The organism is Halalkalibacter oceani, assembly GCF_023715705.1.
Taxonomy (GTDB): domain Bacteria; phylum Bacillota; class Bacilli; order Bacillales; family Bacillaceae_D; genus Halalkalibacter; species Halalkalibacter oceani_A.
In genome coordinates, this window is the sequence record NZ_JAMBOS010000041.1 from 1 (window position 1) to 21,318 (window position 21,318).

The following is a 21,318-nucleotide window of genomic DNA, read 5'->3' on the forward strand; positions in this document are numbered from 1 at the left end:
CTTTAGAATTAGTGAGTGAATGTGGTGCAGACGGGAAACCCTTTCAGTGGGCCTTTAAGGCCAAGGCCGGTAAGAGAGGCTTTCAGCCGCAGAACAAACCACCAGTTCACACTGGTGGTTTTGATTTTGTTGTAGCGGGACGTGAAATGGCTGCTGGCTGATACTTCCAGTTTTTTTTATGCTCTAGTTGAATAGTTCAAACTTTATAAAGGGGATTCTAGTAAAGAATGCACCTTCGAAGGAGATGAAATCATGAAAAAAGCTGGAGTTGTCGTTTTGCTGCTGCTTGTGCTGGCAATGGGCGCTCCCGTCTATGCCGAAACAGAGGCACAGGCACGAGTCGTACATGCCACACCAGATGCACCCAAGGTCGATGTTTATCTTGATAAAGTGTTAGTTGTAGAAGGGCTTGAATTTACAGAAGCCGGTCAGTATCTCTCTTTAAGTCCGGGAATGCACACTTTTTCTATTTTTCCTGCAGGAGACACCGATGCCGCTTTAGTGACCGATGAAGTAACGGTGGAAGCCGGCCAGTATTATACGCTGGCTGCAATCGGGGAGGTCGAGGCAATGTCGATCGCCAAGCTGGTTGACGACCAAACAACCTCGGCAGGAAAAACAAAGCTGCGCGTTGCACATTTTTCGCCATTGTCACCGGCCCTTTCCGTAGCGACCGCTGAGGGTGAAGTCCTTTTCCCTGAGCTGATTTTTCCGACGACGGCCGCCTATCTCGAAGTCGCTCCCGGCTCTTATTCATTAGAAATAAAGGAGCCTGCAGCCTTGCTTGAATTGGTCGAGACCGAATTGAAGGCTGACACGGTTTATACGGCATTGGCAGTGGGGTCAAACGCCGGAGAAGAGCAGTTAACGGTGATTCTGCTTACTGATTATATGCCATTGCCGGCTGATCTGCCGAAAACGGGACTGGGCGGCGCTTCACCAACGAGGTAAATGAAGCAGAAAGCGGTGATCCTCGCATGCGTCATTCTCTTCGTTTATGCCGGGGGCGGAGTAGCGGCGGCCGACCGTGAGCCGCTGCTACTGAAAATTCCCACCCTTTCACTTGAGGCGGAGGTGGAAGGATTAACTCGGAAGGAAATGGAAGCATTGCCACCGGACGGGTCAAAGGTGTTCTGGTATAAAGACGGGGTAACGCCGGGAGATCGCGGCAGCGCCGTACTCGCTGGACATTATGATGATTATGAGGGTCCGGCTGTTTTTTATCAGCTTGTTCAATTAGAGCAGGGGGATCTTCTCTATCTGATCGATCGGGGCGGACTCGTTACAACCTATCAAGTCGAATCCGTTCGCTCGTTTCCGAAAGAGGCTGAAGCCGTCGCGGACGTGTTTACCGTAAATCATGGCGCCAGCTTGCAGCTTGTCACATGCTCAGGCGTCTATCGTCAACTTGAACAGACCCACTCTCATCGTCTTATCGTCACAGCGAAGAAACGCGGTGATTCCTACCCGTATCAATCTTCTTCTTAGCGAGAGCACCCCTTATTCTTTGCTTGCAAAATAGGCAGAAATCGCTGAAAATAAGAGGAAGATCATGCATATGATACAGATATAGCAAGTGTAGAGGGGAAACGAAAGATGGATGTTCATTCGCAGGAAAAAGAGATGCTTTTGTTATTAGAAAAGATTGTAAACATAGACAGTGGGTCTTCTCATAAGGCAGGCGTCGATCAGGTCGCTCAGGAATTGATTCCTTTGTTTGAGCAGCTTGGCTTTGACGTTACGACGATTGCTGAGGAAACGGTTGGCGATCATTTACGGATCATCCACCCAGCTCAGCAAAGGGCTTCGATTTTAATCGTTGCCCATATGGATACGGTATTTGAGCCGGGGACGGCAAAAGAGAGACCATTTACAATTAGAGGAACGCGTGCTTACGGCCCTGGTGTGATTGATATGAAGGCAAGTCTTGTTTCCGTTATTTACGCACTCCGTTACTTAAAAGAAAACGGTTCAGATGCCTATCAGCATGTTGAACTGGTATTAAACAGCGACGAGGAAATTGGTTCATCTACTTCGCGTCAGCTGATAGAGGAAGCAGCGAAAGGAAAGGCCTACGCCCTTGTGATGGAGCCGGCGCGACGGGACGGCTCTGTCGTAACGGAACGGCGGGGCAATGGCCGCTTCACGATTGAGGTGCACGGTAAGGCAGCCCACTCTGGAATCGAGCCGGAAAAAGGGCGCAGCGCGATTGAGGAGCTTGCCCATAAGATTGTTAAGCTTCATGAGCTGAATGATCATGAGCATGGAATTTCAGTTAATGTCGGAATTATCGAGGGCGGCAATGCCGTCAATACCGTTTCCGCCACGGCGATTGGTCACATTGATGTCCGTGTGGCAACGGAGGAGCAGGCCGAAGAGATGGAGCATAAAATTGAAGCGATGTGCGCTTCCTCCGATGTCAGTGGCACGGAAATTGAACTGACCGGGGACATCAGCAGACCGCCAATGGTCAAAAACGAAAAAATCGCCCGCCTCTTTCAAGTCGTGAAGAAGGTAGGGGCGGAGCTGGGCATCGAGCTGAAGGATACGAAAACCGGCGGCGGTTCCGATGCCTCCTTTACCGCGGCAATGGGCATTCCCACGATTGACGGACTCGGTCCGGTCGGCGGCAATGCCCATAGCGAGAAGGAATATTTAGACATTCCTTCCTTAACGGAGCGCACCCTTTTGCTCGCCAAAGTGATTGAAAAGCTGGTGAAAGACCGCAAAGTGAAAAATGGTTGAACTAGCTTAGAGATATTGGCAATAGCTTCTTCACTCGCCAAAAGCCCTTTGTGAGAAACCACTCACAAAGGGCTTTACGAGATCGAGACGGAAGACGGTTTCACTCCATGCTTAATGGCGGGGCAATGGCTTCACGCTATCCTTTCCCCTGACTCTGCTTGTAAAATTCATGAAACAGCTTCATCAGCGCCCGCTTTTCAATCCGCGATACATAGCTGCGCGAGATCCCCAATTCCTTAGCGATCTCGCGCTGGGTCCGTTCTTCCTCCAAATCAAGGCCAAAGCGCCCGACAATCACTTCCTTTTCCCGTTCGTCGAGCACATGAATGTATTCATAAATCTGCTTCTTCTCCATTTTCGTCTGAATCACATCAACGATGTCTTCTCCGTCCTCCTGGAGAACATCAATTAAGGTGATTTCATTTCCTTCCGCACCTTACCTGTACTTCTACTTCAAGATTTTTTCCCATTCTTCAGGAAACCCCAAACAGCCTAGATCAATTTCTTCTTCATATTGAAGCACAAGAGCAGTTAGGTTTGTTAAAAATAAATCCTTTTCGGCTTTTGGTAGTAATCGAGTAATTGTATAAATTGATGAGAATATTTTGTGGTTGTCTATCTGATCTTTAATGTCTTTGAATAGTTGAGGCCTTGATTTAAGTTTGCGATTATATAGCCTATTGTAATGAGCACATAAGTTTCTAACAAGTGTCAAAGTATGTAACCAGCTTTCGATATACCAATAGGGGATATTATAGTATTGCTTGGCTATTAGTTTTTTATCTTCCTCTTTTAGGTTTTTAAAGAGTTTAGATAGCGTCCCTAATGAAGAAATTTCTATAATTACCCATAATGGAAAACGACCATTATATTTCTTGAAATGATGTCTTATGAAATCTTCATTATGTCTGTTTCGGTCGCGTAGCTCATGTAATTCTTTAAGAAATTCTTGATGTCGCTCCTGTTTTAAAAAATTGCTAGCATCTTCATATCCAAAGGGACCATATTTATGTGCGTGATGATAAGCGATATGTGTACGAAATGCTATTTCAATTTCTTCAATAACCCCTATTAATAAATTTCTAAGTTTCTTGTCAAATTCGTATATAGATACTATCCGGTTAAAAGAAGTCCCCTCAATATACATGTCTCCTTTTTTATATGAGAGTAAATAAGCGGTAAATCGATAATAATTGACACGACTAAGAAAAGAAGAAGCGAATTCAGAGTGCTCTACATCAATTCCTCTCTTCTTTAATAATTCTAATTGTTCAGAAAAATTTAATGGTTTTTTTGGATATCCCTCATCCATATTATCCTCCATAAAAAAATGACCCACCGTGGTCCGCATTGCTAAGAGGCGTGGTGGGTTCTGTTACATATATTATATAGTAATATGTGTAGTAATACAAGAAAGTCTTGTATTTATCATTTGGGGAAATGTTCCTGAGGCAATAATATAGTGTTATGATAAATAAATCGTAGGATTATTATCCTGGCAATGTCTAGCATTTCGACAAAGGTAGACAAAAGTTGATGAAAAAAAAAGACACGCTCTATTTAGAACGTGTCTTCTTATTTATCCTTCTTCATTCGCTCCTGCATCTTCCTATATTGCTTCTGTTGTTCCAGCAAGTAAGCTTCTTCGTTTTCAGGAACCAATTTCCCCATCAAAGGCCATGCATACATTCGAAATGCACGATGACAGCGGTAGTTGATAATGTGTTTGCCTAATATTTTAAAGAGGCTGACTTGATTTTAAACCAAAGAATTCTGAAATACTTATCTTTTTTAAGTTTTTTAAAGTGGCAGAACGTCCCGGATGACGTGGATCTCCATGCTCTGTAGAGGCGTGATGGGTTTTGTTAATCATACTTTACAATAATAACTGCTACCCTTTAAGTCTGACTGATTATACAAGAGCTTGCACAGACCAATAAACGTCATGACGTTTGTTTTATAATGAGTGAACGAAGGTTCTGTTCGATTGTAGATTCTTACAGCATAACTGCTGTGTCATCCTTTTCCCTGACTCTGCTTGTAAAATTCATGAAACAGCTTCATCAGCGCCCGCTTTTCAATCCGCGATACATAGCTGCGCGAGATCCCCAATTCCTTAGCGATCTCGCGCTGGGTCCGTTCTTCCTCCAAATCAAGGCCAAAGCGCCCGACAATGACTTCCTTTTCCCGTTCGTCGAGCACATGAATGTATTCATAAATCTGCTTCTTCTCCATTTTCGTCTGAATCACATCAACGATATCTTCTCCGTCCTCCTGGAGAACATCAATTAAGGTGATTTCATTTCCTTCCTTATCCGTCCCGATCGGATCATGGAGGGAGACGTCCTTTTTGACTTTTTTCAGTGCCCGCAAGTGCATCAGAATTTCGTTTTCAATACAACGGGCGGCGTAGGTCGCCAGCTTGGTGCCTTTGCCGTCCGAGTAGCTTTCAATCGCTTTAATGAGGCCGATTGTGCCGATCGAAATTAAATCCTCGGTGTCTTCTCTAGTGTTTTCAAACTTTTTGACGATGTGCGCCACTAAGCGCAGATTATGTTCAATCAGCAGATTGCGGGCTTCTGCGTCTCCTTTTTGCATCAGTGTTAAATATTTCCGTTCTTCCTCCTTTTTCAGAGGCTGAGGAAACGCATTGTTTTTGACATAGGAGACGAAAACAATGACCTCTTTAACAAAGTATGAAAGAGCAGCGAGTATGCCAGACACGAAAACACCCCCATTTTGTTCCATACTCCAACCTTATGTCGGATTGGGCTCGTTTGTGTCTGTACATGTCAAAAATATGTTACACCCGTTCAATCGTCTGTGAAATAAAGGGCACAGCCGCCGGCTTAAAAGGAGTCAGGCAGGCTAATGAAAAAGCGGATGCCGATCAAGCTGAGGATCGTGAAAAAAGGAAGGGGCTTGATGATTAGAACTGAGAAGCCGTAACGTCAGCTAAAATAACGAAAAGCGAAAGGGAAGCAGCGACAGTCCTTTTTAAACGCGCGAGGTAATCGTGTGAGCGGGGGAAAATAAGTGGAGAAAGGAAAGTCACTATTGAACAAACACATACTGAGATAAGTGGGTAAGGTCATCGCTGCCTGACTTTACCCGCTATGTTCGTTTTCGGAGCTTGAAAAAATAGAGGCCGCTTATTTAATTGGGTCCCATTGGGGATTCCAAACAACTTCCCATAAATGACCGTCGGGGTCTTGGAAATGTCCGGAATAGCCGCCCCAGAACGTGTCATGTGCCGGGTCCGTGATCGTCGCGCCAGCTGCTTCAGCTTGAGCCATCACCTGATCGACCTCGGCTTTGCTGTTGACATTATGCCCAAGGGTGAATTCAGTGGCTCCTGGTTGGGCTAACGCTACTTTTGCTTCATGGGCGATGTCTTTACGGTTCCATATCGCCAGCTTTAAGCCGGGCTGCAAGTCAAAGAACGCGACTGCGCCATGTTCAAATTCTTCACCGATGATTCCTTCAGTCGGAAGTCCAAGCCCATCGCGGTAAAACCGTAATGATGTTTCTAAATGATCAACACCTAATGTAATGACTGTCACTCGTGGCTTCATCTCATGAGCCTCCTCGTCATAGTTTTCTTTATTATACCAATTGCGGCAGCTGCATGGCTGCTAGTGTCAAAATTATGTTGCCGTCCGCTGTTAAAGATTGGATAATGGATTTGTGCAAGTAGGGGAGGGAGATCAATGAGAAAATGGCTTATGGCGATTGCCGGGCTGATTGGGCTTGCTGTAGGTATTGTCATTTGGATGAATCAGACCTATTTCTATACTCCATTTTCCTATCCGGATGGGGTCGTTGCTGAGCATACTTATTCGTTCAAAGATTTTAAAAGGCCGGTTAGCATTTATGTGGAGAAGCGAGATTTCTCATCCTCTGAAACACCGTATTTGTATTCAAAACGAATGACGGACACGGAAGTGGTAAGGGAGTTGCTTGGCCATCTAGATCGCGCTAAAGAAGTAGAGGACATGATTAACCCTGACGCTGTTTATGATGAGAGTAACATTCACTACCGGATATTTGTGCTCGGGAACCTCTATGAAGGTCGGGACAGACAGTTGTTTGTGATGCGCTATGGGGAAGGTCAGGACTCCTTTCATATTGAGAGTAACCGCTATTTTGAGCTGACGCCGGAATTCAAGGATAGTCTCAATCAATTCTATCAAATGGTTGAATGGAGACCATGGCCATAAAAAAGCGAAAGAAGAGGTCGAGGTAGTAATTGCGGGTAAGAGGAAAAAAAGATGGCAGCGGCTCCGTTCTGCGCAGCCCCTCTATCAAAGCAACTCGCTTTGGTAGGGGATTTTTGCTGTTTACAACGAAATAAATGAATCATCTCTAGTTGATTCGTCTTAGGTTATTATTACCAAATAATATGGTATAGTAAGAAAAAAAGATCATTTTAATAGTTTGGAGTGGGTATGATGACATTACGTTTTAAGGTTCTCCTGTCTTTCTTTTCCGTCGTTGGTTTACTAATTGGCGGAAGTATTTTTTCATTTATCGGACTGCAGGCGATGAATGAAAATACGGAGGAGATTTATGAAGATGCTCTGTTGCCGACAGCTGAACTGGTGACGCTAATGAGATTGACTGAAAATACAAGAGGGAGCATGCTTGAGGCGGCGGTAAATGAAGACCCGGCGTCAACCGAAAGAGCGCAGCAAAACCTCGAGCATGTGCGGCAGCTGACGGAGCAATATAGCAATTTTACAATGACGGAACAGAAGCGTGAGTCCTTTACTAATTTTATCGAAGGTTGGGCCCGTTTTGAAGATAGGGTTCAACAGAATATTGCCTTAATTCGAGCCGGGCGCTATGACGAAGCGCGAGAGGGACTGCAAATAGGAGGGCCGCTGTTTCTTGCTGCGACGGCTGAGCTGGAGCACATGGCAAATCTGAATCAGGAAAATGCGGACAGGCTGGTAGACGAAAATCAACGTGATGCTCAGCTGACGGTGCTCCTTATACTGGGCGGGGCGATGACCGCGATCATCGTCTCAATTATGATTAGCCTTGTGTTCAGCTCTTATCTTACAAAGAATATCAAGAAAGTCGTCAACCAGATGGAAGCAGTGGCGGTGGGTGATTTAACCGGAGACGTTGTTACCATTAAGTCGAAGGATGAGCTTTCCCAGCTGGCGGGCAGCTTAAATAAAATGAAGGACAGTCTCCGTTCCCTAGTGCTGGAAACAAACAGAGCGAGCGAGCAAGTCGCTGCCGCCTCCGAGGAGCTTACGGCGGGGACGCACCAAAGCTCACAGTCGATTCAACAAATGGCTCAGGTGGCGCAGGCGACAGCGGAAGGGGCGGAGAATCAGCTAGAGAAAATGACTGAAATTACCCAGTCAATCCACCAAACTTCTGAAAGTGTGAAGCAGATTGCCTTTCACAGTGATGAGATGTCGGCTTTGTCTGATTATTCCCTGACGAAAACCGAACAAGGAAGAGACGCCGTTGAAATGGTCAGTGAACAGATGCGGGCGATCTCGACTGCTACAGATTACACGGCGACGTCAATTCAGCAATTATCAGCGAAATCACTGGCGATAGAAGAGATTATGAGCATGATTTCAACGATTGCCGAGCAGACGAATTTATTAGCGTTGAATGCGGCGATTGAAGCGGCACGGGCCGGCGAACACGGCAAAGGATTTGCAGTTGTCGCCGATGAGGTGCGCAAGCTTGCCGAGCAGTCCCGCCAATCAAGTCAGCAAACCGTAACTCTCGTTAAGGAAATCCAGGCTGAAATTGACCAGGCGGTTCTCTCGATGGAAGAAGGGACACAAACGGTGACCCTCGGCCTGCAAACGGCTGATGAACTGAATCAATCGTTTGCCGAGATTGCGTTCTCTATTGAAGCCGTCCGCGACAAGGTTAACGAAGTGACGGAATCAATCCAGCAAATAACGGAGCAGAGTAATCAAATTGCCGAGGCGACAGATGAGGTGAGCCGGATTACAGAAACAACGACGACGGCTATTCAGGAAACCTCAGCGGCGACTGAAGAGCAATATGCGACGATAGAAGAGATTGCCGCCGCTTCTGAGGCGTTGGCGAGGTTAGCGGAGGATCTGCAAACGTCGATCGATACATTTAAAATAAAACGGTCAGAGGCGCTTCTCACCTAAAAGCCCCTGATAACAAAGCATTTGCCGGCTTGATTGCTGACTGTACAGGAGAAGCCGGCAAAGCCTCTTTTCATTTGACAAAGTGATGCTCTTCTACTATACTTACCAAATGTAAGTGAATTGTTAAGTAACATTTTGCGGGGGATGCCTTTGAAATTAACATTCCAGGACTATATCAGCATTAAAATTCATAAAACGGATTTAAATTTAACAAGTTATATTAAAGCTAGACTTGATGAATTTAATCTGGCTCCAGAGCAAAATTTGATTATGATGCTGCTTTGGGAAAGAGATGGCCTCACTCAAAATCAGCTTGCGAAGTTCCTGCACAAGGATAAAACAAACATCGCGCGGATGGTTTCAAGCTTGGAGCAAAAAGGGTTTATCCGGAGAACACATTGCCCTGATGACCGTCGTTCCCTGGAGCTCTATTTAACACCTTGCGGGAAAAAGCTTGGTGAAAAAGTGATTCCTATTGCCGAGGATTTTGACAAAACCGTTTGTAACGGACTGTCGCCCGAAGAGCTGGCTGAGCTGGACAGACTGCTTTCCATCATCAACAAGAATGTTACTAATTCAAAAGAGTAGCCGACTTCGCTTTTAGTTGCTATAACAACATTACTAAAGAAGAAGGTTGCTGTAGCGACCGATCATTATATTGAATCATGGGGGTTTTTCAGATGGCAAAGGTATTATTTATTAAGGCAAATTCAAGACCAATTGAGCAAGCGGTAAGCGTAAAGCTTTATCACACATTTTTGGAAAATTATCAGGCTGCTCATCCAGAGGATGAAATTACAGAATTAGATCTTTTTAAGGAGAACCTGCCTTACTATGATGCCGTTAAGATTAACGGAATGTTCAAGCTGGCAAACGGATTAGAGCTAACGAAGGAGGAAGAGGAAGCAACTGCCCTTGTGACAAAGTATCTTGATCAGTTCCTTGCTGCGGATAAAGTTGTTTTTGCTTTCCCGTTATGGAACTTCACGGTGCCGGCCGTTCTGCACACGTATTTAGATTACCTGGCACAAGCAGGCAAAACGTTCCGTTATACAGCGGAAGGTCCGGTTGGTCTTCTTCCAGACAAGAAAGTCGTGCTTCTTAACGCGAGAGGCGGCGTCTATTCAGAGGGTCCTGCTCAAGCTGCGGAAATGTCCGTTACCTTCGTTCAAACGATGCTTGGCTTCTGGGGTGTCAAAGACATTAAAACGGTCATCATTGAAGGACATAATCAATTCCCGGATGAAGCTGAGAACATCATTCAAGCTGGACTTGATCAGGCAGCTGCTGTTGCGAAGGAATTTTAAAAAGCTGACATCAGAGAGCGTCAAAAGGCTATTTACACCTTTTGTCGTCCGGGTCAGTTCCTGACGTCTGCGCAAAGGTTTTTAAAGCTGGAGGGACTTTTTCCTCCAGCTGGGCGCAGGGCGAAGCAGGCGTTAGCAGCTGTTACGCTTCATTTTGCTTTGGTGAGGATTGCTGCTGTGGTGGAAAATATGGGTAAGGACAATAAGCAGCAATGTTTTCCGGCTTGGCGATCCAGCAGGTTTTTATTTGCTCATCGCAGAAAGCGCTTTCAATTCTTTGTCCGTCATAATGCATGATAATCCCCCTTTTCAGATAATAAAAATGTGTTGATGCTTTATCTTTACCCTATGCTTCAACTAATGAAACGAGACATGGAAAAAAGGAGTTATCCTTGGCAGGTTGCCAGATAACTCCTTTTTTGAATTCGTGGGGTGAACTGTCTCCGGGAGAGCTCCTTTTCATGCTTAATTCATGTTCTGAACAGCACGCTTAACGGCTTCAGCAAGAGCTACGCGGTAGGAAGGGGACTGCAATAAAGCGAGATCCTCCCCGTTTGACAGATAGCCGGCTTCTATAAGAAAAGCGGGGATCGCAGTATTTCGAAGAACATAAAAGTCGGATTGATAAAGACCGCGCAGGCCGCTCCCGTTTACAGCCTGCAATTCCTGGTTCAAGATCGATGCCAGTTCTCTGGATCCATAATAATGGGTTTCCAGTCCTTTGATCGAGCGGTCGTAATGACTGTTTGCATGGACGCTGATAAACAGGTCAGCATTTGCCTGGTTCGCGCTGGACACACGTTCCTCCAAACTGAGAAATGAATCCGTCGTCCGCGTCATGTCGACTGCGAATCCGCCTTCTTCCAGCGCCTTTTGAATTTGTAAAGCGATTTCCAAATTAATGTCCTTTTCATAGGTCGTTCCGTGAATCGCACCTGGATCACTTCCCCCGTGCCCAGGGTCAATCATCACTTTTTGGATCGTGCCGAACGAGCTGCCTGTCTCTGCTGTAGCGCTCTGCTGTTCAGAAGCGTGCTGGTTGGCGAGATAAATTTCACTGACGTAACCAACCTGTCCATTATAGGTGATTTGTGCCCAATCGAAATGCAATGATGTGTAATCGACCGCTTGTCCAGCGTGCAGCTGTCCAATGACCGCGGATGACCTGCTTGGCTCTGAACGAACGAGCAAGGTGTCGGCCGTCACGGTTCCGACCTGATTTGCCGAGGCGGTGGAAGCGGGTTGATCCTCGTTTGAAGCTTGCCGTTGTCCAGCTTCATTCAGGTAGGCAAGACTGACAAATCCCTGCCTTCCTTTGTATGTAATTTGCCCCCAGCCATTTGAGCCTGGAATGTACTCGACTTTCTCACCGGCGTCCAATTTGCCGATAACACTTCCTTGCTGATTCGGCTGATCTCTTACTAATAAAGAAGAATCGGACGTCACCGTGCCCCATTTCGCTCCTTCAGCGCCGGCATCAGAGGGCGATAGAGCAAACATCATAAAAATAAGAAGAAGAAAAGCTGTTTTTCTATGAAACTGTGTCACATGGCTTCAACCCTTCCTAGTTTGATAGCTTTGCCGCCTGGTCATTTTTGTAAGAGGTACTTAGTTACCATTTTACAATTGAAGCAACGCTTGGTTCAATGAAAAATACGAGATTACGCGAAGACGATACAAAGGTATGACTTTGACTTTAAACTGTAAAAATACTAGGCAGATTCGGTCCGGTCTAAAGAATCAGCAGGCATGTAGCGGCTTTCTTTTGTCCCTTGTCGACAGCGTGATAGCTTAGTCATGAAGCTTTTTTAAACGATAAGAAAGTATAAGACTTTGGGTTGATTCGAGGAAGGGCGGCGGCTTCGCACGTTATGCGGATGGCTGAAGAAAGCCCGTTTGTCGTTGTTCGGTGCTTGCTTTTATAAAAAAGAGAACGTACATTCGTGTTAAAGGTTGAAATCGGAATGTATGTTCGCGTATAATGAAAACAAACTTACGAAGGAGAGATCCAACATGCGTCTTAAGCGGATATTGGAGCAGAGCATCGAAAAGGACGAACGCATTCAAATTATATATATGGCCGCCAATGGAGAGCTGTCGCAAAGATATGTGACCGTAAAAGCCTTTAATGACACTCATGTCCTTGCGTACTGCCATTACCGTCGGCAAACAAGGATGTTTAAACGGGATGGAATTTTAGCCGTAGAGGAGAGAATCGAGGTGGGTTAGGAGCTGGAGCAAGGCTACACTGTTTTTGAAAATAATAGGCGTCGACGCCGGTTCCGCCTTGCAAAGCAAGCAGTTTTTCTGCCTGCTTTGCAGACATCGCGGGTCTGGTTCATGTTTCATACATTATTTGGCCGGTAAGCGTAAGATCGTAATCGCCGATCGACTGAATTTCTCTCTGAAAGGTGTCTGATTGCAAAATAGCGAGAGTTTGATCAATTAATGGCTGATTTTCCGGTTTCTTCAGAAGCACGAGATCGTATCGTTCCTGGATCAGTGGGATAAAGCCAATACCGACGATTTTTGCCGCTTTTTCAATTCCGACCCCAACATCAGCTCTGTTGCTGCGGACAGCCCCGGCAACGCCAAGGTGGCTTGTTTCCTCCTGGTCATAGCCGGTAAGCTCTTTTCCTCTTACCCCGAGTATACGCAGCTGCTCATCAAGCAGAACCCGGGCACCGGCCCCTTTTTCGCGATTGATGAGGCGGAGACCCGACTTTTTTAAATCGGCCCACGATTGAATGTTATGCGGGTTGTCGCCTGATACGTATAACCCAGCCTGGCGGCGGATCAGATTGACGACAAGATAGTCATGACCTGTTAAAACATGCTTAATATACGGAAGATTATATTCCCCGCTCTCTCCATCGTACAGGTGGACGCTGACGATGTCGCATTCTTCTTTAAAAAGCGAGAACAAGCTGTTCAAGCTGCCGACATAGGAGCGCAAGGGGCGAAATTTTCCCTCCCGTCCTTCAAGGTATTTCGCCAAAATATCGAGGCTCATATCCTGACCGCTGATAATAATCGAGTTATCGGCGGTAGAGGACAGTGGGGCGCTTTGCGTTTCGACTGGCGGGAGTGATGCTGCCTTACCCGTCTCGCCTCTTTTCGTCCGGGATTTGAAAAGCTCTAAATCCCTCGCATCGATTCTCATTTGCTTGCCGACGCGAAAAGCCGGTAGTTTCTCTTTTTTTATCAAATCATAAACAGTCAGCTTCGAGACTTTCAGCAAGCGGGCAACCTCTTCTGTCGTATATGAATGATCGTCCATTTATTCCCCTCCTGCATCAAAAAATCAAAGAGTGATTCTTTTCTAATTGTAATAGAAATAGAGCAAAAATAAAAATTTAATTACTTATATCTATTTATAACTATTTATAACTTATGATAAGATGATTATACACAATTTGATTTGATTTAGTGCTAGATGAATCTAGGTGGGAGTGAATAGGATGAATGGGCCGGTTAACAAAAAAGGGGTTACATACGCCATTATGCTTTTTGTCATCATGCTGTTTGTCGGCTGCTCGTCGCCATCAAGTGAAGCCAATGAGGAAGTAGAATTGCATATAATGACGGCCGCGAGCATGACAGACGCGATGAATGAGCTGAAACAGATGTATGAACGAGAGCATGAACATCTTACGCTGGTGCCGAACTATGGCTCATCCGGAACGTTAAAGTCACAAATTATTCAGGGGGCCCCGGCTGATCTGTTTCTTTCGGCTGCGGTCAGGTGGATGGATGAATTGGAGGAAGAGGGAGTGATTACGCAGCGGGCCGATCTGTTGCGGAATGAGCTCGTCCTTGTTACGGCAGAAGACTCGGATCTTGCAGTTACACAGTTTGAAGATCTTCTGCAAGAGGAGGTTTACCAGCTTGCCATCGGCGAACCGGACACGGTTCCGGCCGGAGAGTACGCCAGGCAGGTACTGGAGGAGCTCGGGATTTATGAAGAGCTTTCGGACAAACTGATACACGGAAGTGACGTCCGCCAAGTGTTAACGTATGTCGAGACAGGAAATGTCGATGCGGGGTTGGTTTACCAAACGGATGCCATTTTGTCTGATCAGGTGAAAATCGTCGCTGAAGCGGAGACGGAGGAGCCGATTATTTATCCGGTCGGCTTGCTCGAAGGCACCGATCATCCTGAAGAAGCAGCGCGCTTCTATCAATGGCTGCAGACGGACGAAGTGTTGGAAGTATTTAAGAAATATGGGTTCGCAGGTGCCTGATAATGGAGGCTAACTTTTGGTCCCCGGTCATCGTTTCCTTGCAGGTGGTCAGTGTGGCGAGCGTCATCGCCTTTCTTCTCGCCATGCTAGCCTCCTGGTTTATGACGAGAAAATCGTTTAAAGGAAAAGTGGTTGTTGAAACGATTTTGATGCTGCCGCTCGTGCTCCCTCCTACAGTAATCGGTTTTGGACTGCTCGTTTTGCTCGGACGGCAAAGCTGGATCGGCCAGGCGTTTGAATGGTTATTTTCTCAACCGCTTGTCTTTTCTTATTGGGCTGCCGTCACTGCCGCGGTTGTCGTGGCCTTTCCGCTCGTCTATCAAATGTTGCAGAATGGTTTTGATAGTGTTGACCGTGAATTAGAGCAGGCGGCGCGTCAAATGGGCGCAAAGGAATATCAGCTGTTCTGGTATGTAACATTACCACTGGCATGGCGGTCGGTCGTGACCGGGTTTATGCTCGGCTTCGCCCGTGGCTTGGGAGAATTCGGGGCGACATTAATGTTTGCCGGCAATATTCCCGGTCGCACCCAAACGATGTCAACGGCTATTTTCGTGGCCGTTGAATCCGGCCGGATGATTCTGGCTTATTATTGGGTCGGATCGATTATGATCTTTTCCTTCTTCTTGCTACTATGTGTTCAGCGACTTAAGTAGGGAGAGAGCGAATGACTAAAGTGCCATGACGCGACAGTTGTGGCGCTTTATCGCCATGCCAAGAATGAGAGCGCTTGCAATTTTGCAGAATGTAAGTAAAATAGAATAAAAAGGTCTTCGATAGGAGATGGTAAGCTTTGAATAGTAACGTGCTCAAGGGATATTTTTCTATGAAATTGGAAAGAAATTTGACGCTTGACGAAATGAAACTGATCGAATGGATATCTAAGCGCGAGGTCGAGATGAAGAAAGGGTTGAAAAAGACGTGCTAAACAGTTCTCTTCTAATCAGCTCTTGTTTCAGCAATAAGAGAAAGTCATCATTGACATTTAATTCAATCGCCCGAAAATAAGCTTCAATAATTGTTTCATTATCCAAATGTCTCAGCATAGCTCTTTCACCTCACAATATTTGTCAGCTTTTTTATCACCACACAATTGTAAATTTTATAATATTTATATGGATTTTACTAGAACTCTATCTGTATGTAATAAAAATGTAATATATTAAATACGCGTTATAGAATGATTCTTCCTCATTCATAGTCAGCTCCTATTTTCCATTTCTGTCTGAAAAACCTTTCCCTGTCTATCCACTTCCCGCCTTGTGTGCTTTTCTTCCATTCGTGATTGACAATCCGGAGTGATCGGAGTACATTTAAGAACGTAAAAAACTAAATAGCCTGAACACCTTTTTAGTCGCTGAATCTTGAGAGCGGGGGAACCGAATCGATGGAATAATTTTCTATCACGGGGTGAATCTTATTGTTATAAGAAGGGATACTCTCAATCCCTAATCCGACAGCTAACCTCGTAAGCGTTATACTACCGGGAGAAAGGTCCAGGTTTGCACGGACCATTCTGTTTGTGATGGTCTTTTTTGGTGTCTGGTGTAGAAGAAAGGATTAACAGAAATGAAAAAACAATTTGCCGTTATTGGACTGGGACGATTTGGAACGAGTGTTTGCAAGGAATTATACAAATTAGGTCATGAAGTGCTGGCGATTGACCATCAGGAAGAAAAAGTGAATGATATCACACCCCACTCGACGCACAGTGTGATTGCGAACGGGACGGATGAAAAGGCTTTGCAGTCATTGGGCATACGAAACTTCGATTATGTTATCGTCGCAATTGGCGATGACATCCAATCAAGTATTCTTACGACCCTGCTGTTGAAGGAGCTAGGGGTGAAAAAGGTTTGGGTGAAAGCACAAAATTATTATCATCAGCGGGTGCTGGAGAAAATCGGGGCTGACCGGATTGTTCATCCGGAGCAGGATATGGGGATTCGTCTTGCCCAGCACATCACCTCCGAAAAGATTATTGATTATATTGAGCTGTCTGCTGATTACAGCATTGTCGAATTGCTGGCGACGGAGAAAGTAGCTGGAAAGTCATTGGTAGAGCTGAATGTCCGGGCACGATACGGCTGTACGATTCTCGGGATCAAGCGCGGAGAAGAGATTAATATTGCGCCTGTACCAACGGATCAGGTGGAACAGGATGATGTGCTGATTGTCATCGGTCATAAAAATGATTTAAAACGATTTGAAGATGAGGGATTGTAAGAAGGAAGACGCCGGCCAGCTCATCCATTTTAACGCTAATACTTTTGTCCTGATTGTCACTGTGCGACAATGTTTTGGCAGGGAGCGGTCCGCTCATGTCGAATTGGTTAGACAAGGGAGTGATGCTAATGAATGATGTCAAATATGTCGCGAAACGTTCAAAGCGCCCCGACGGCTGGTATGCCGAAGTGATTAGAGAAGGAAATGGAGTCACGGAAACCGTTTTTGAAAAGAAGTGTCTAAATGAAGATGTAGCAGCGGGAATTGCCGGTTATGAGCTGAAAAGACGCCTGCAGAACAGTCGCCTCGTCCATTAAAAAAGCCCCCTCGGGGCTTTTTTCATTTGCGTTCAGCGAGCTGAATGCAGGGAGTGGCATGTCTAAAGGAGAAATAATGATGTAGAAAGAGATCGAGAGGAGCCCTGTGCTTATGTATATTCCTTCACATTTTACAATTTATGATGAGGCAATGATCAATAAAATAGTGAAAGAGCATAGTTTTGCGACGCTTTTTTCCACGCATGACGGAATGCCGGTTGCCACTCATTTGCCGCTGCTTCTTGACGAAGAGAGGCACTGTTTGTATGGGCATTTTGCCCGCGCGAATCCACAATGGAAAGAGATTAACGGTCAGACGGTCTTAGCGGTTTTTCAAGGTCCTCATTGCTATATTTCCCCCTCCTGGTATGAAACGGGTAAAGCGGTTCCGACATGGAACTATGTGACGGTTCATGTTTACGGGGAAGCAGCGCTGGTTGAAGAGCAAGATGAGTTGGCTGATTCATTGCAAAAGATGGTTTCGACATACGAAGTTCCCGGAAGTCCCTATCGCCTGGAGGATGTTGATCCTTCGTTTCTGACGAATATGAGCAAAGGCATTCAAGGCTTTACAATAAAAATAAATAAGCTGGAAGGGAAGGCGAAGCTAAGTCAGAACCATCCCGTAGACCGGCAAAAGCGGGTCATCAACGAATTGAAAAAAAGTCCACGCGAAGATGACCAGCGCATCGCCCTGCTCATGCAGGAAAATTTAAAAAAACGCTGAACGGCCTGCCTTATTGAAAATATTCAACCCCACACTTTACTTAAGCTCAGGCTGGGACAAAAGGTTGTTTGTTTACCTTTTTCCCAGCCTCTAAGCAATGAGCGGAACCGCTACGATCTTTTAAAGCCCGTTGTGAGTGGGTTCCTCACAACGGGCTTATGGCGTGTGAAGCCATTGCCAGTAGGTCCAAAGCTAGTTTATTTTGATTTGTATTGTTTACGACCCCAAAGGATCAGAGCGATGCATATGAACAGGAGAACCCCAACAGTGATAATGAGAAGTACATAAGGTGGAGAATTCAGCATGATTACCATCCTTTATAGTCATTTTGTTATATTTATTATGGAGTAATTTACGCAAATTATGCTTGGTTCGCTCCAAAAATTCAGGAGAAAATCTACGGAATTTCTGTTATTTTGTAAAAATATGATATAATTTTGAATACAAAGTCATGAATCCAAACGAGTATATGATAGAATCTACTTAGTAGAATCATATTTTTTAGGAGGCAAAACGATGTTTAAAGGCGCAAGGGAAGCAAAGGCATTACGAAATGAAGTTGATCAGCTTAAAAAGCAGCTCGCTGAGGCTGAAAGAACCAACCGGGAAAAAGAAGAGTATTTCCGTCAATCGGCGAAAGAGCTGCATGAAAACCTTTTACATATTATTGAACAGCATGAGCATGTTAACGGTCAGCACGATGTATTAGGTAATCTCGTCGATCAGATTAAAACAAAGTTCGAACGAGTAAATGAGCTAAGTGAGCAAACGAATGCAAACTCGCTGTCGCTTCATGAAAAGGGCGGTATTCTGATTACCTCGACAAATGAAGTAGTGGCAGAAGCGACAGAAGGCAAGAAAAGCGTGAGCGAGGTCGAAAGAGTCGTGCAAACGTTAAGTGAGCAGCTCGCAGCAACCTCCTCACAAATGAATCAATTAAGCTTACAATCTCAGGAAATTGAAAATATTGTGCAAATCATTAAGGAAATTGCTGACCAGACTAATTTATTGGCGCTGAATGCTTCGATCGAAGCAGCAAGAGCAGGTGAGCATGGAAAAGGGTTTGCAATTGTCGCGGAAGAGGTCAGAAAGCTCGCTGAGAATACGGGCAAGAGTACGGATACGATTAATTCCCTGACGAAGACGATTCAGCACGAAATTAAGGATTCTCTTCACTCCATTACGGAAAGCACGGAGCTGGTTCATGAAGGGATCGGCATTAGTACGAAAACGACTGAAAAAATCGATGCAGTTCTTTCGCATATTAAAGCTGTTCAGGCTGAAGTCAACGAAGTGTTGCAAAACATCGCCGGTCAAAAAGAATACACTGGAGAAGTCATGGAGGAAATTACAGGAACGGCCCGCTTGTTTGAAGATGCCAACGATTTAATCGTTCAGCATATTGATGATGCAAAACGGGTTGACGAGAAATTGGAAAAAGGAATTGAACAGTTTCGGGAAATTGAAGGGGCTTGAACGTAACGAATTAACGAATGAAAAACAGGGGCTGGGCCAAAAGGTTTTTTACCTTTGCCCGGCCTTTACCTATGTCAGAGGTAGTTTTTTGCATATTTTTAAACAGGAAGGAGATAGTATCGATGAATCACTAAACCTGAAGGGATGATTAAGATGAAACTGAAATGGATCACAATGATGTTTTTCGCCATGCTTTGTTTTACCGTCTTTGCAGCGGGTGGATTAGCGGCAGCGAATATTGCCGATTTTGAGCTGGAGCTAAAATTAAAAAACAACGATAAATATGATATTGAGTATGAGGTTGAAGGAGACCGCATCGAAGCAAAATATCAAGCGCCGGGCGAAGCTGTTCTTTACGGAGAGGAAGCAGCGACAAAGGCAAGTACGCTGATCGAGGCGCTCGCTTTAACGGCCGACATGACGGAACAGCAGGTGATCGATCGGGTGCTTTCGCAGTTGAATGTCAATCAAGCTGATGTGAGCGAGCTGGATATTGATGCTGAATTTACGGACGGGAAGCAAATTGATATTGATGTGAAAGGCTGACTTTCTTGCAGTATGGGCTCAACATCAGGAGAAAACCTTCGATGGAGCGAAACTGATCCACTAAGGGTAGTGCCTTCAAGACCTGATCCCGGTATTCGGCTGGGGTCGGGTCTTTTCGTCTTGCTTTTATTCATCTCTAAGCTTTGAAGATTATTTATCGCTGTCCGTAGCGGTTATAATTTATACAATTGCCAACATTCTGTTATAATGAGGACGAATCCAATAGAGAAGGAGGACTGTGCTATGTTTGATATTGCGATTATTGGAGCAGGACCTGCCGGAGCAAGCGCTGCTATTTTTGCGGCAAAGGCGGGAAAGAAGACAGTAGTAGTAGATAGTGATAAAAGCATGACGAAGCGGGCATGGGTGGAAAATCATTACGGAGTCCTGGAAACAACAGGTCCAGATCTGCTCGCACTTGGGAAAAAGCAGGCTGAAAAGTTTGGAGCTCAGCTGGTTAATGGCTCCGTTGAAGCGATTGAGAAGCAGGGAGAGGGCTTTCTGATCAAGACAGACAGTGAAAGCTACGAAAGTAATCAGATCATTTTAGCAACAGGGGCGATAGTCGATCTTGCGGAAAAGATCGGAGTGGAAACGACAGAAGGTACAGAACCGCGTATTAAGAAAATCATTAAGACAACGCCGGACGGGAAAACCAATATTGACGGCATTTGGGCAGCGGGGACGTGCGCCGGTGTAAGCGTACATACGATTATTACAGCCGGTGACGGAGCTAAAGCCGCAATTAACGTCATCAGTGAACTGAATGGCGAGCGCTATGTTGATCACGACTTGCTTAAATAAGTATGCTTGAGCGGAGGACAGAGCTACTATCTGCTCCGGATCAGTTCTGCAAGCTGAAAAGACAAGGACTTTAGCCAATTGGGTCCTTGTCTTTTTGCAGTGCTTTATGAAGCTGGGACAGCCGTTTTTCAGCCTGATGATAGTCAACGTCCTTTGATTGCAGAAAGTAAAAATACGTCATATCGGCCGAGTGCTTTTTCAGTAAATCAAAGAGACGAGGCTTTTTATGGGCGATAACCGCTAAAATTTCAGAAGAGGGCCATAGTCGGCTGTAGGTAGGGTGATCTACCAGAACTTTGAGGAAATTTTTATAGGCAAAAAATGAACTTGCATCATCCGGGTATTCTTTTAAGAGCCTGTCAAAGTACGTCAGCAATGTGCTGAGTTCCGATTCATTTTGCTTCATCATTCCAATAGCTCCTTACATCTTAATGCTGCCTCAAAAAATCCTGGTTGCGAAAAAGAAAAAAGGAGTTATTGATTAAGGCAGCTGGCTGACATCGGATTTTACTCCATTAGTCCCTTTAGCTTTGCGTCCTTACTTTTCAGTAAGTTTGCCATTATCTTATTTCGATCGAAAGATTAGTAGTTCTTTTGATATAATAATAGAATTTATTTTCGAAAAAATCTATAGTTTCGACAAAAAAAACTTAGACGGCACAACTAACACAATGGTTTAGTTGTGCCTTAACCATTTGGTTTCAAGATTGTTTAAATATTCATTTGGTGCCTTCTTGAACCTTCTTTGTTTTGTATGTGTGTAAATAC

The 21,318-nt window shown here is 45.1% G+C and carries 25 protein-coding genes, 1 pseudogene and 2 riboswitches; of the genes and pseudogenes, 17 read left to right on the forward strand and 9 right to left on the reverse strand.

Annotated elements, in window-relative coordinates; genetic code table 11:
• The first annotated feature begins 252 nt into the window (after positions 1–252).
• The 3 genes from M3212_RS20905 (at position 253) to M3212_RS20915 (ending at position 2,745) form a co-directional block, all read left to right on the forward strand.
• Positions 253–951, forward strand: coding sequence for a DUF4397 domain-containing protein (locus M3212_RS20905; RefSeq protein WP_251195859.1), 699 nt, complete (start codon positions 253–255; stop codon positions 949–951).
• Entirely contained in the window at positions 952–1,488 is a 537-nt protein-coding gene (locus M3212_RS20910; protein ID WP_251195860.1) for a class F sortase, read from the forward strand. It abuts the gene before it with no gap.
• A gap of 108 nt (positions 1,489–1,596) precedes the next feature.
• Positions 1,597–2,745, forward strand: coding sequence for a M20 family metallopeptidase (locus M3212_RS20915; RefSeq protein WP_251195861.1), 1,149 nt, complete (start codon positions 1,597–1,599; stop codon positions 2,743–2,745).
• Positions 2,746–2,881: 136 nt separating this feature from the next.
• Here M3212_RS20915 and M3212_RS20920 read toward each other — a convergent pair.
• The 3 genes and pseudogenes from M3212_RS20920 to sigK all read right to left on the reverse strand — a co-directional run.
• Positions 2,882–3,175, reverse strand: a pseudogene (locus M3212_RS20920) (sigma-70 family RNA polymerase sigma factor); the annotation flags it as partial.
• Positions 3,176–3,193: 18 nt separating this feature from the next.
• Complete coding sequence (locus M3212_RS20925; protein WP_251195862.1) at positions 3,194–4,057, reverse strand: Abi family protein; 864 nt, start codon at positions 4,055–4,057, stop codon at positions 3,194–3,196.
• 704 nt (positions 4,058–4,761) lie between these two features.
• On the reverse strand, positions 4,762–5,469 hold the full coding sequence (sigK, locus tag M3212_RS20930; RefSeq protein ID WP_251195863.1) for an RNA polymerase sporulation sigma factor SigK: 708 nt from the start codon (positions 5,467–5,469) through the stop codon (positions 4,762–4,764).
• 65 nt (positions 5,470–5,534) lie between these two features.
• Here sigK and M3212_RS20935 point away from each other — a divergent pair, with 65 nt between their 5' ends.
• A complete protein-coding gene (locus M3212_RS20935) occupies positions 5,535–5,678 on the forward strand; it encodes a hypothetical protein (RefSeq protein WP_251195864.1) in 144 nt (47 codons plus the stop codon).
• A gap of 219 nt (positions 5,679–5,897) precedes the next feature.
• On the opposite strand, the gene M3212_RS20940 is transcribed toward M3212_RS20935, so the two are convergent.
• A complete protein-coding gene (locus M3212_RS20940) occupies positions 5,898–6,320 on the reverse strand; it encodes a VOC family protein (RefSeq protein ID WP_251195865.1) in 423 nt (140 codons plus the stop codon).
• Between the two features lie 135 nt (positions 6,321–6,455).
• On the opposite strand from M3212_RS20940, the gene M3212_RS20945 reads away from it, so the two are divergent.
• The 4 genes from M3212_RS20945 to M3212_RS20960 all read left to right on the forward strand — a co-directional run bounded on the left by M3212_RS20945 (position 6,456) and on the right by M3212_RS20960 (position 10,210).
• Complete coding sequence (locus M3212_RS20945; protein WP_251195866.1) at positions 6,456–6,965, forward strand: hypothetical protein; 510 nt, start codon at positions 6,456–6,458, stop codon at positions 6,963–6,965.
• Positions 6,966–7,196: 231 nt separating this feature from the next.
• Complete coding sequence (locus tag M3212_RS20950) at positions 7,197–8,903, forward strand: methyl-accepting chemotaxis protein (protein WP_251195867.1); 1,707 nt, start codon at positions 7,197–7,199, stop codon at positions 8,901–8,903.
• A 144-nt stretch (positions 8,904–9,047) separates the two neighbouring features.
• Positions 9,048–9,491 (forward strand): MarR family winged helix-turn-helix transcriptional regulator, encoded by a 444-nt coding sequence (locus tag M3212_RS20955; protein ID WP_349774217.1) that lies wholly within the window; start codon positions 9,048–9,050, stop codon positions 9,489–9,491.
• Positions 9,492–9,583: 92 nt separating this feature from the next.
• Positions 9,584–10,210, forward strand: a complete 627-nt coding sequence (locus M3212_RS20960; protein WP_251195869.1) for an FMN-dependent NADH-azoreductase — start codon at positions 9,584–9,586, stop codon at positions 10,208–10,210.
• 142 nt (positions 10,211–10,352) lie between these two features.
• On the opposite strand, the gene M3212_RS20965 is transcribed toward M3212_RS20960, so the two are convergent.
• Complete coding sequence (locus M3212_RS20965) at positions 10,353–10,505, reverse strand: hypothetical protein (protein WP_251195870.1); 153 nt, start codon at positions 10,503–10,505, stop codon at positions 10,353–10,355.
• Between the two features lie 170 nt (positions 10,506–10,675).
• Complete coding sequence (locus M3212_RS20970) at positions 10,676–11,758, reverse strand: N-acetylmuramoyl-L-alanine amidase (protein ID WP_251195871.1); 1,083 nt, start codon at positions 11,756–11,758, stop codon at positions 10,676–10,678.
• 465 nt (positions 11,759–12,223) lie between these two features.
• Here M3212_RS20970 and M3212_RS20975 point away from each other — a divergent pair, with 465 nt between their 5' ends.
• Complete coding sequence (locus M3212_RS20975; protein ID WP_251195872.1) at positions 12,224–12,439, forward strand: hypothetical protein; 216 nt, start codon at positions 12,224–12,226, stop codon at positions 12,437–12,439.
• 109 nt (positions 12,440–12,548) lie between these two features.
• Here the strand turns inward: M3212_RS20975 and M3212_RS20980 are convergent, their stop codons facing one another.
• Positions 12,549–13,490, reverse strand: coding sequence for a helix-turn-helix transcriptional regulator (locus M3212_RS20980; RefSeq protein ID WP_251195873.1), 942 nt, complete (start codon positions 13,488–13,490; stop codon positions 12,549–12,551).
• 181 nt (positions 13,491–13,671) lie between these two features.
• Here M3212_RS20980 and modA point away from each other — a divergent pair, with 181 nt between their 5' ends.
• Positions 13,672–14,454 (forward strand): molybdate ABC transporter substrate-binding protein, encoded by a 783-nt coding sequence (modA, locus tag M3212_RS20985; protein ID WP_251195874.1) that lies wholly within the window; start codon positions 13,672–13,674, stop codon positions 14,452–14,454.
• Between the two features lie 2 nt (positions 14,455–14,456).
• Positions 14,457–15,110 carry a molybdate ABC transporter permease subunit gene (gene modB, locus M3212_RS20990; RefSeq protein WP_251195875.1) on the forward strand — a complete coding sequence of 218 codons (654 nt, stop codon included), beginning with the start codon at positions 14,457–14,459 and terminating at the stop codon, positions 15,108–15,110.
• A 225-nt stretch (positions 15,111–15,335) separates the two neighbouring features.
• Here the strand turns inward: modB and sda are convergent, their stop codons facing one another.
• Complete coding sequence (gene sda, locus M3212_RS20995; RefSeq protein WP_251195876.1) at positions 15,336–15,500, reverse strand: sporulation histidine kinase inhibitor Sda; 165 nt, start codon at positions 15,498–15,500, stop codon at positions 15,336–15,338.
• A 299-nt stretch (positions 15,501–15,799) separates the two neighbouring features.
• Positions 15,800–15,945, forward strand: a riboswitch (cyclic di-AMP (ydaO/yuaA leader).
• Between the two features lie 78 nt (positions 15,946–16,023).
• Between sda and M3212_RS21000 the strand changes: the two genes are divergently transcribed.
• The 6 genes from M3212_RS21000 (at position 16,024) to M3212_RS21025 (ending at position 20,550) form a co-directional block, all read left to right on the forward strand.
• Entirely contained in the window at positions 16,024–16,680 is a 657-nt protein-coding gene (locus M3212_RS21000) for a potassium channel family protein (protein ID WP_251195877.1), read from the forward strand.
• 95 nt (positions 16,681–16,775) lie between these two features.
• Entirely contained in the window at positions 16,776–16,997 is a 222-nt protein-coding gene (locus tag M3212_RS21005; protein WP_251195878.1) for a hypothetical protein, read from the forward strand.
• Between the two features lie 112 nt (positions 16,998–17,109).
• Positions 17,110–17,724 (forward strand): FMN-binding negative transcriptional regulator, encoded by a 615-nt coding sequence (locus M3212_RS21010; RefSeq protein ID WP_251195879.1) that lies wholly within the window; start codon positions 17,110–17,112, stop codon positions 17,722–17,724.
• 516 nt (positions 17,725–18,240) lie between these two features.
• Entirely contained in the window at positions 18,241–19,200 is a 960-nt protein-coding gene (locus tag M3212_RS22175; protein WP_285874931.1) for a methyl-accepting chemotaxis protein, read from the forward strand.
• A 153-nt stretch (positions 19,201–19,353) separates the two neighbouring features.
• Entirely contained in the window at positions 19,354–19,746 is a 393-nt protein-coding gene (locus M3212_RS21020; RefSeq protein WP_251195880.1) for a YusW family protein, read from the forward strand.
• Positions 19,747–19,989: 243 nt separating this feature from the next.
• Entirely contained in the window at positions 19,990–20,550 is a 561-nt protein-coding gene (locus tag M3212_RS21025; RefSeq protein ID WP_251195881.1) for an FAD-dependent oxidoreductase, read from the forward strand.
• 70 nt (positions 20,551–20,620) lie between these two features.
• On the opposite strand, the gene M3212_RS21030 is transcribed toward M3212_RS21025, so the two are convergent.
• Positions 20,621–20,959, reverse strand: a complete 339-nt coding sequence (locus M3212_RS21030) for a hypothetical protein (protein ID WP_251195882.1) — start codon at positions 20,957–20,959, stop codon at positions 20,621–20,623.
• Positions 20,960–21,032: 73 nt separating this feature from the next.
• Positions 21,033–21,119, reverse strand: a riboswitch (cyclic di-GMP riboswitch).
• Between the last annotated feature and the right edge of the window lie 199 nt (positions 21,120–21,318).

What these genes read in the sequence shown, in the direction of transcription:
- modA (WP_251195874.1), top strand. Translation starts at nt 13,672, where the DNA reads ATGAATGGGCCGGTTAACAAAAAAGGGGTTACATACGCCATTATGCTT.
- M3212_RS20960 (WP_251195869.1), top strand. Translation starts at nt 9,584, where the DNA reads ATGGCAAAGGTATTATTTATTAAGGCAAATTCAAGACCAATTGAGCAA.
- M3212_RS21025 (WP_251195881.1), top strand. Translation starts at nt 19,990, where the DNA reads ATGTTTGATATTGCGATTATTGGAGCAGGACCTGCCGGAGCAAGCGCT.
- modB (WP_251195875.1), top strand. Translation starts at nt 14,457, where the DNA reads ATGGAGGCTAACTTTTGGTCCCCGGTCATCGTTTCCTTGCAGGTGGTC.
- M3212_RS20935 (WP_251195864.1), top strand. Translation starts at nt 5,535, where the DNA reads ATGTCAAAAATATGTTACACCCGTTCAATCGTCTGTGAAATAAAGGGC.
- M3212_RS21005 (WP_251195878.1), top strand. Translation starts at nt 16,776, where the DNA reads ATGTCGAATTGGTTAGACAAGGGAGTGATGCTAATGAATGATGTCAAA.
- M3212_RS20950 (WP_251195867.1), top strand. Translation starts at nt 7,197, where the DNA reads ATGACATTACGTTTTAAGGTTCTCCTGTCTTTCTTTTCCGTCGTTGGT.
- M3212_RS20905 (WP_251195859.1), top strand. Translation starts at nt 253, where the DNA reads ATGAAAAAAGCTGGAGTTGTCGTTTTGCTGCTGCTTGTGCTGGCAATG.
- M3212_RS20940 (WP_251195865.1), bottom strand. Translation starts at nt 6,320, where the DNA reads ATGAAGCCACGAGTGACAGTCATTACATTAGGTGTTGATCATTTAGAA.
- M3212_RS21010 (WP_251195879.1), top strand. Translation starts at nt 17,110, where the DNA reads ATGTATATTCCTTCACATTTTACAATTTATGATGAGGCAATGATCAAT.
- M3212_RS20910 (WP_251195860.1), top strand. Translation starts at nt 952, where the DNA reads ATGAAGCAGAAAGCGGTGATCCTCGCATGCGTCATTCTCTTCGTTTAT.
- M3212_RS21030 (WP_251195882.1), bottom strand. Translation starts at nt 20,959, where the DNA reads ATGATGAAGCAAAATGAATCGGAACTCAGCACATTGCTGACGTACTTT.
- M3212_RS20925 (WP_251195862.1), bottom strand. Translation starts at nt 4,057, where the DNA reads ATGGATGAGGGATATCCAAAAAAACCATTAAATTTTTCTGAACAATTA.
- M3212_RS20955 (WP_349774217.1), top strand. Translation starts at nt 9,048, where the DNA reads ATGCCTTTGAAATTAACATTCCAGGACTATATCAGCATTAAAATTCAT.
- M3212_RS21000 (WP_251195877.1), top strand. Translation starts at nt 16,024, where the DNA reads ATGAAAAAACAATTTGCCGTTATTGGACTGGGACGATTTGGAACGAGT.
- M3212_RS21020 (WP_251195880.1), top strand. Translation starts at nt 19,354, where the DNA reads ATGAAACTGAAATGGATCACAATGATGTTTTTCGCCATGCTTTGTTTT.
- M3212_RS20945 (WP_251195866.1), top strand. Translation starts at nt 6,456, where the DNA reads ATGAGAAAATGGCTTATGGCGATTGCCGGGCTGATTGGGCTTGCTGTA.
- M3212_RS22175 (WP_285874931.1), top strand. Translation starts at nt 18,241, where the DNA reads ATGTTTAAAGGCGCAAGGGAAGCAAAGGCATTACGAAATGAAGTTGAT.
- sda (WP_251195876.1), bottom strand. Translation starts at nt 15,500, where the DNA reads ATGCTGAGACATTTGGATAATGAAACAATTATTGAAGCTTATTTTCGG.
- M3212_RS20980 (WP_251195873.1), bottom strand. Translation starts at nt 13,490, where the DNA reads ATGGACGATCATTCATATACGACAGAAGAGGTTGCCCGCTTGCTGAAA.
- M3212_RS20915 (WP_251195861.1), top strand. Translation starts at nt 1,597, where the DNA reads ATGGATGTTCATTCGCAGGAAAAAGAGATGCTTTTGTTATTAGAAAAG.
- M3212_RS20975 (WP_251195872.1), top strand. Translation starts at nt 12,224, where the DNA reads ATGCGTCTTAAGCGGATATTGGAGCAGAGCATCGAAAAGGACGAACGC.
- M3212_RS20965 (WP_251195870.1), bottom strand. Translation starts at nt 10,505, where the DNA reads ATGCATTATGACGGACAAAGAATTGAAAGCGCTTTCTGCGATGAGCAA.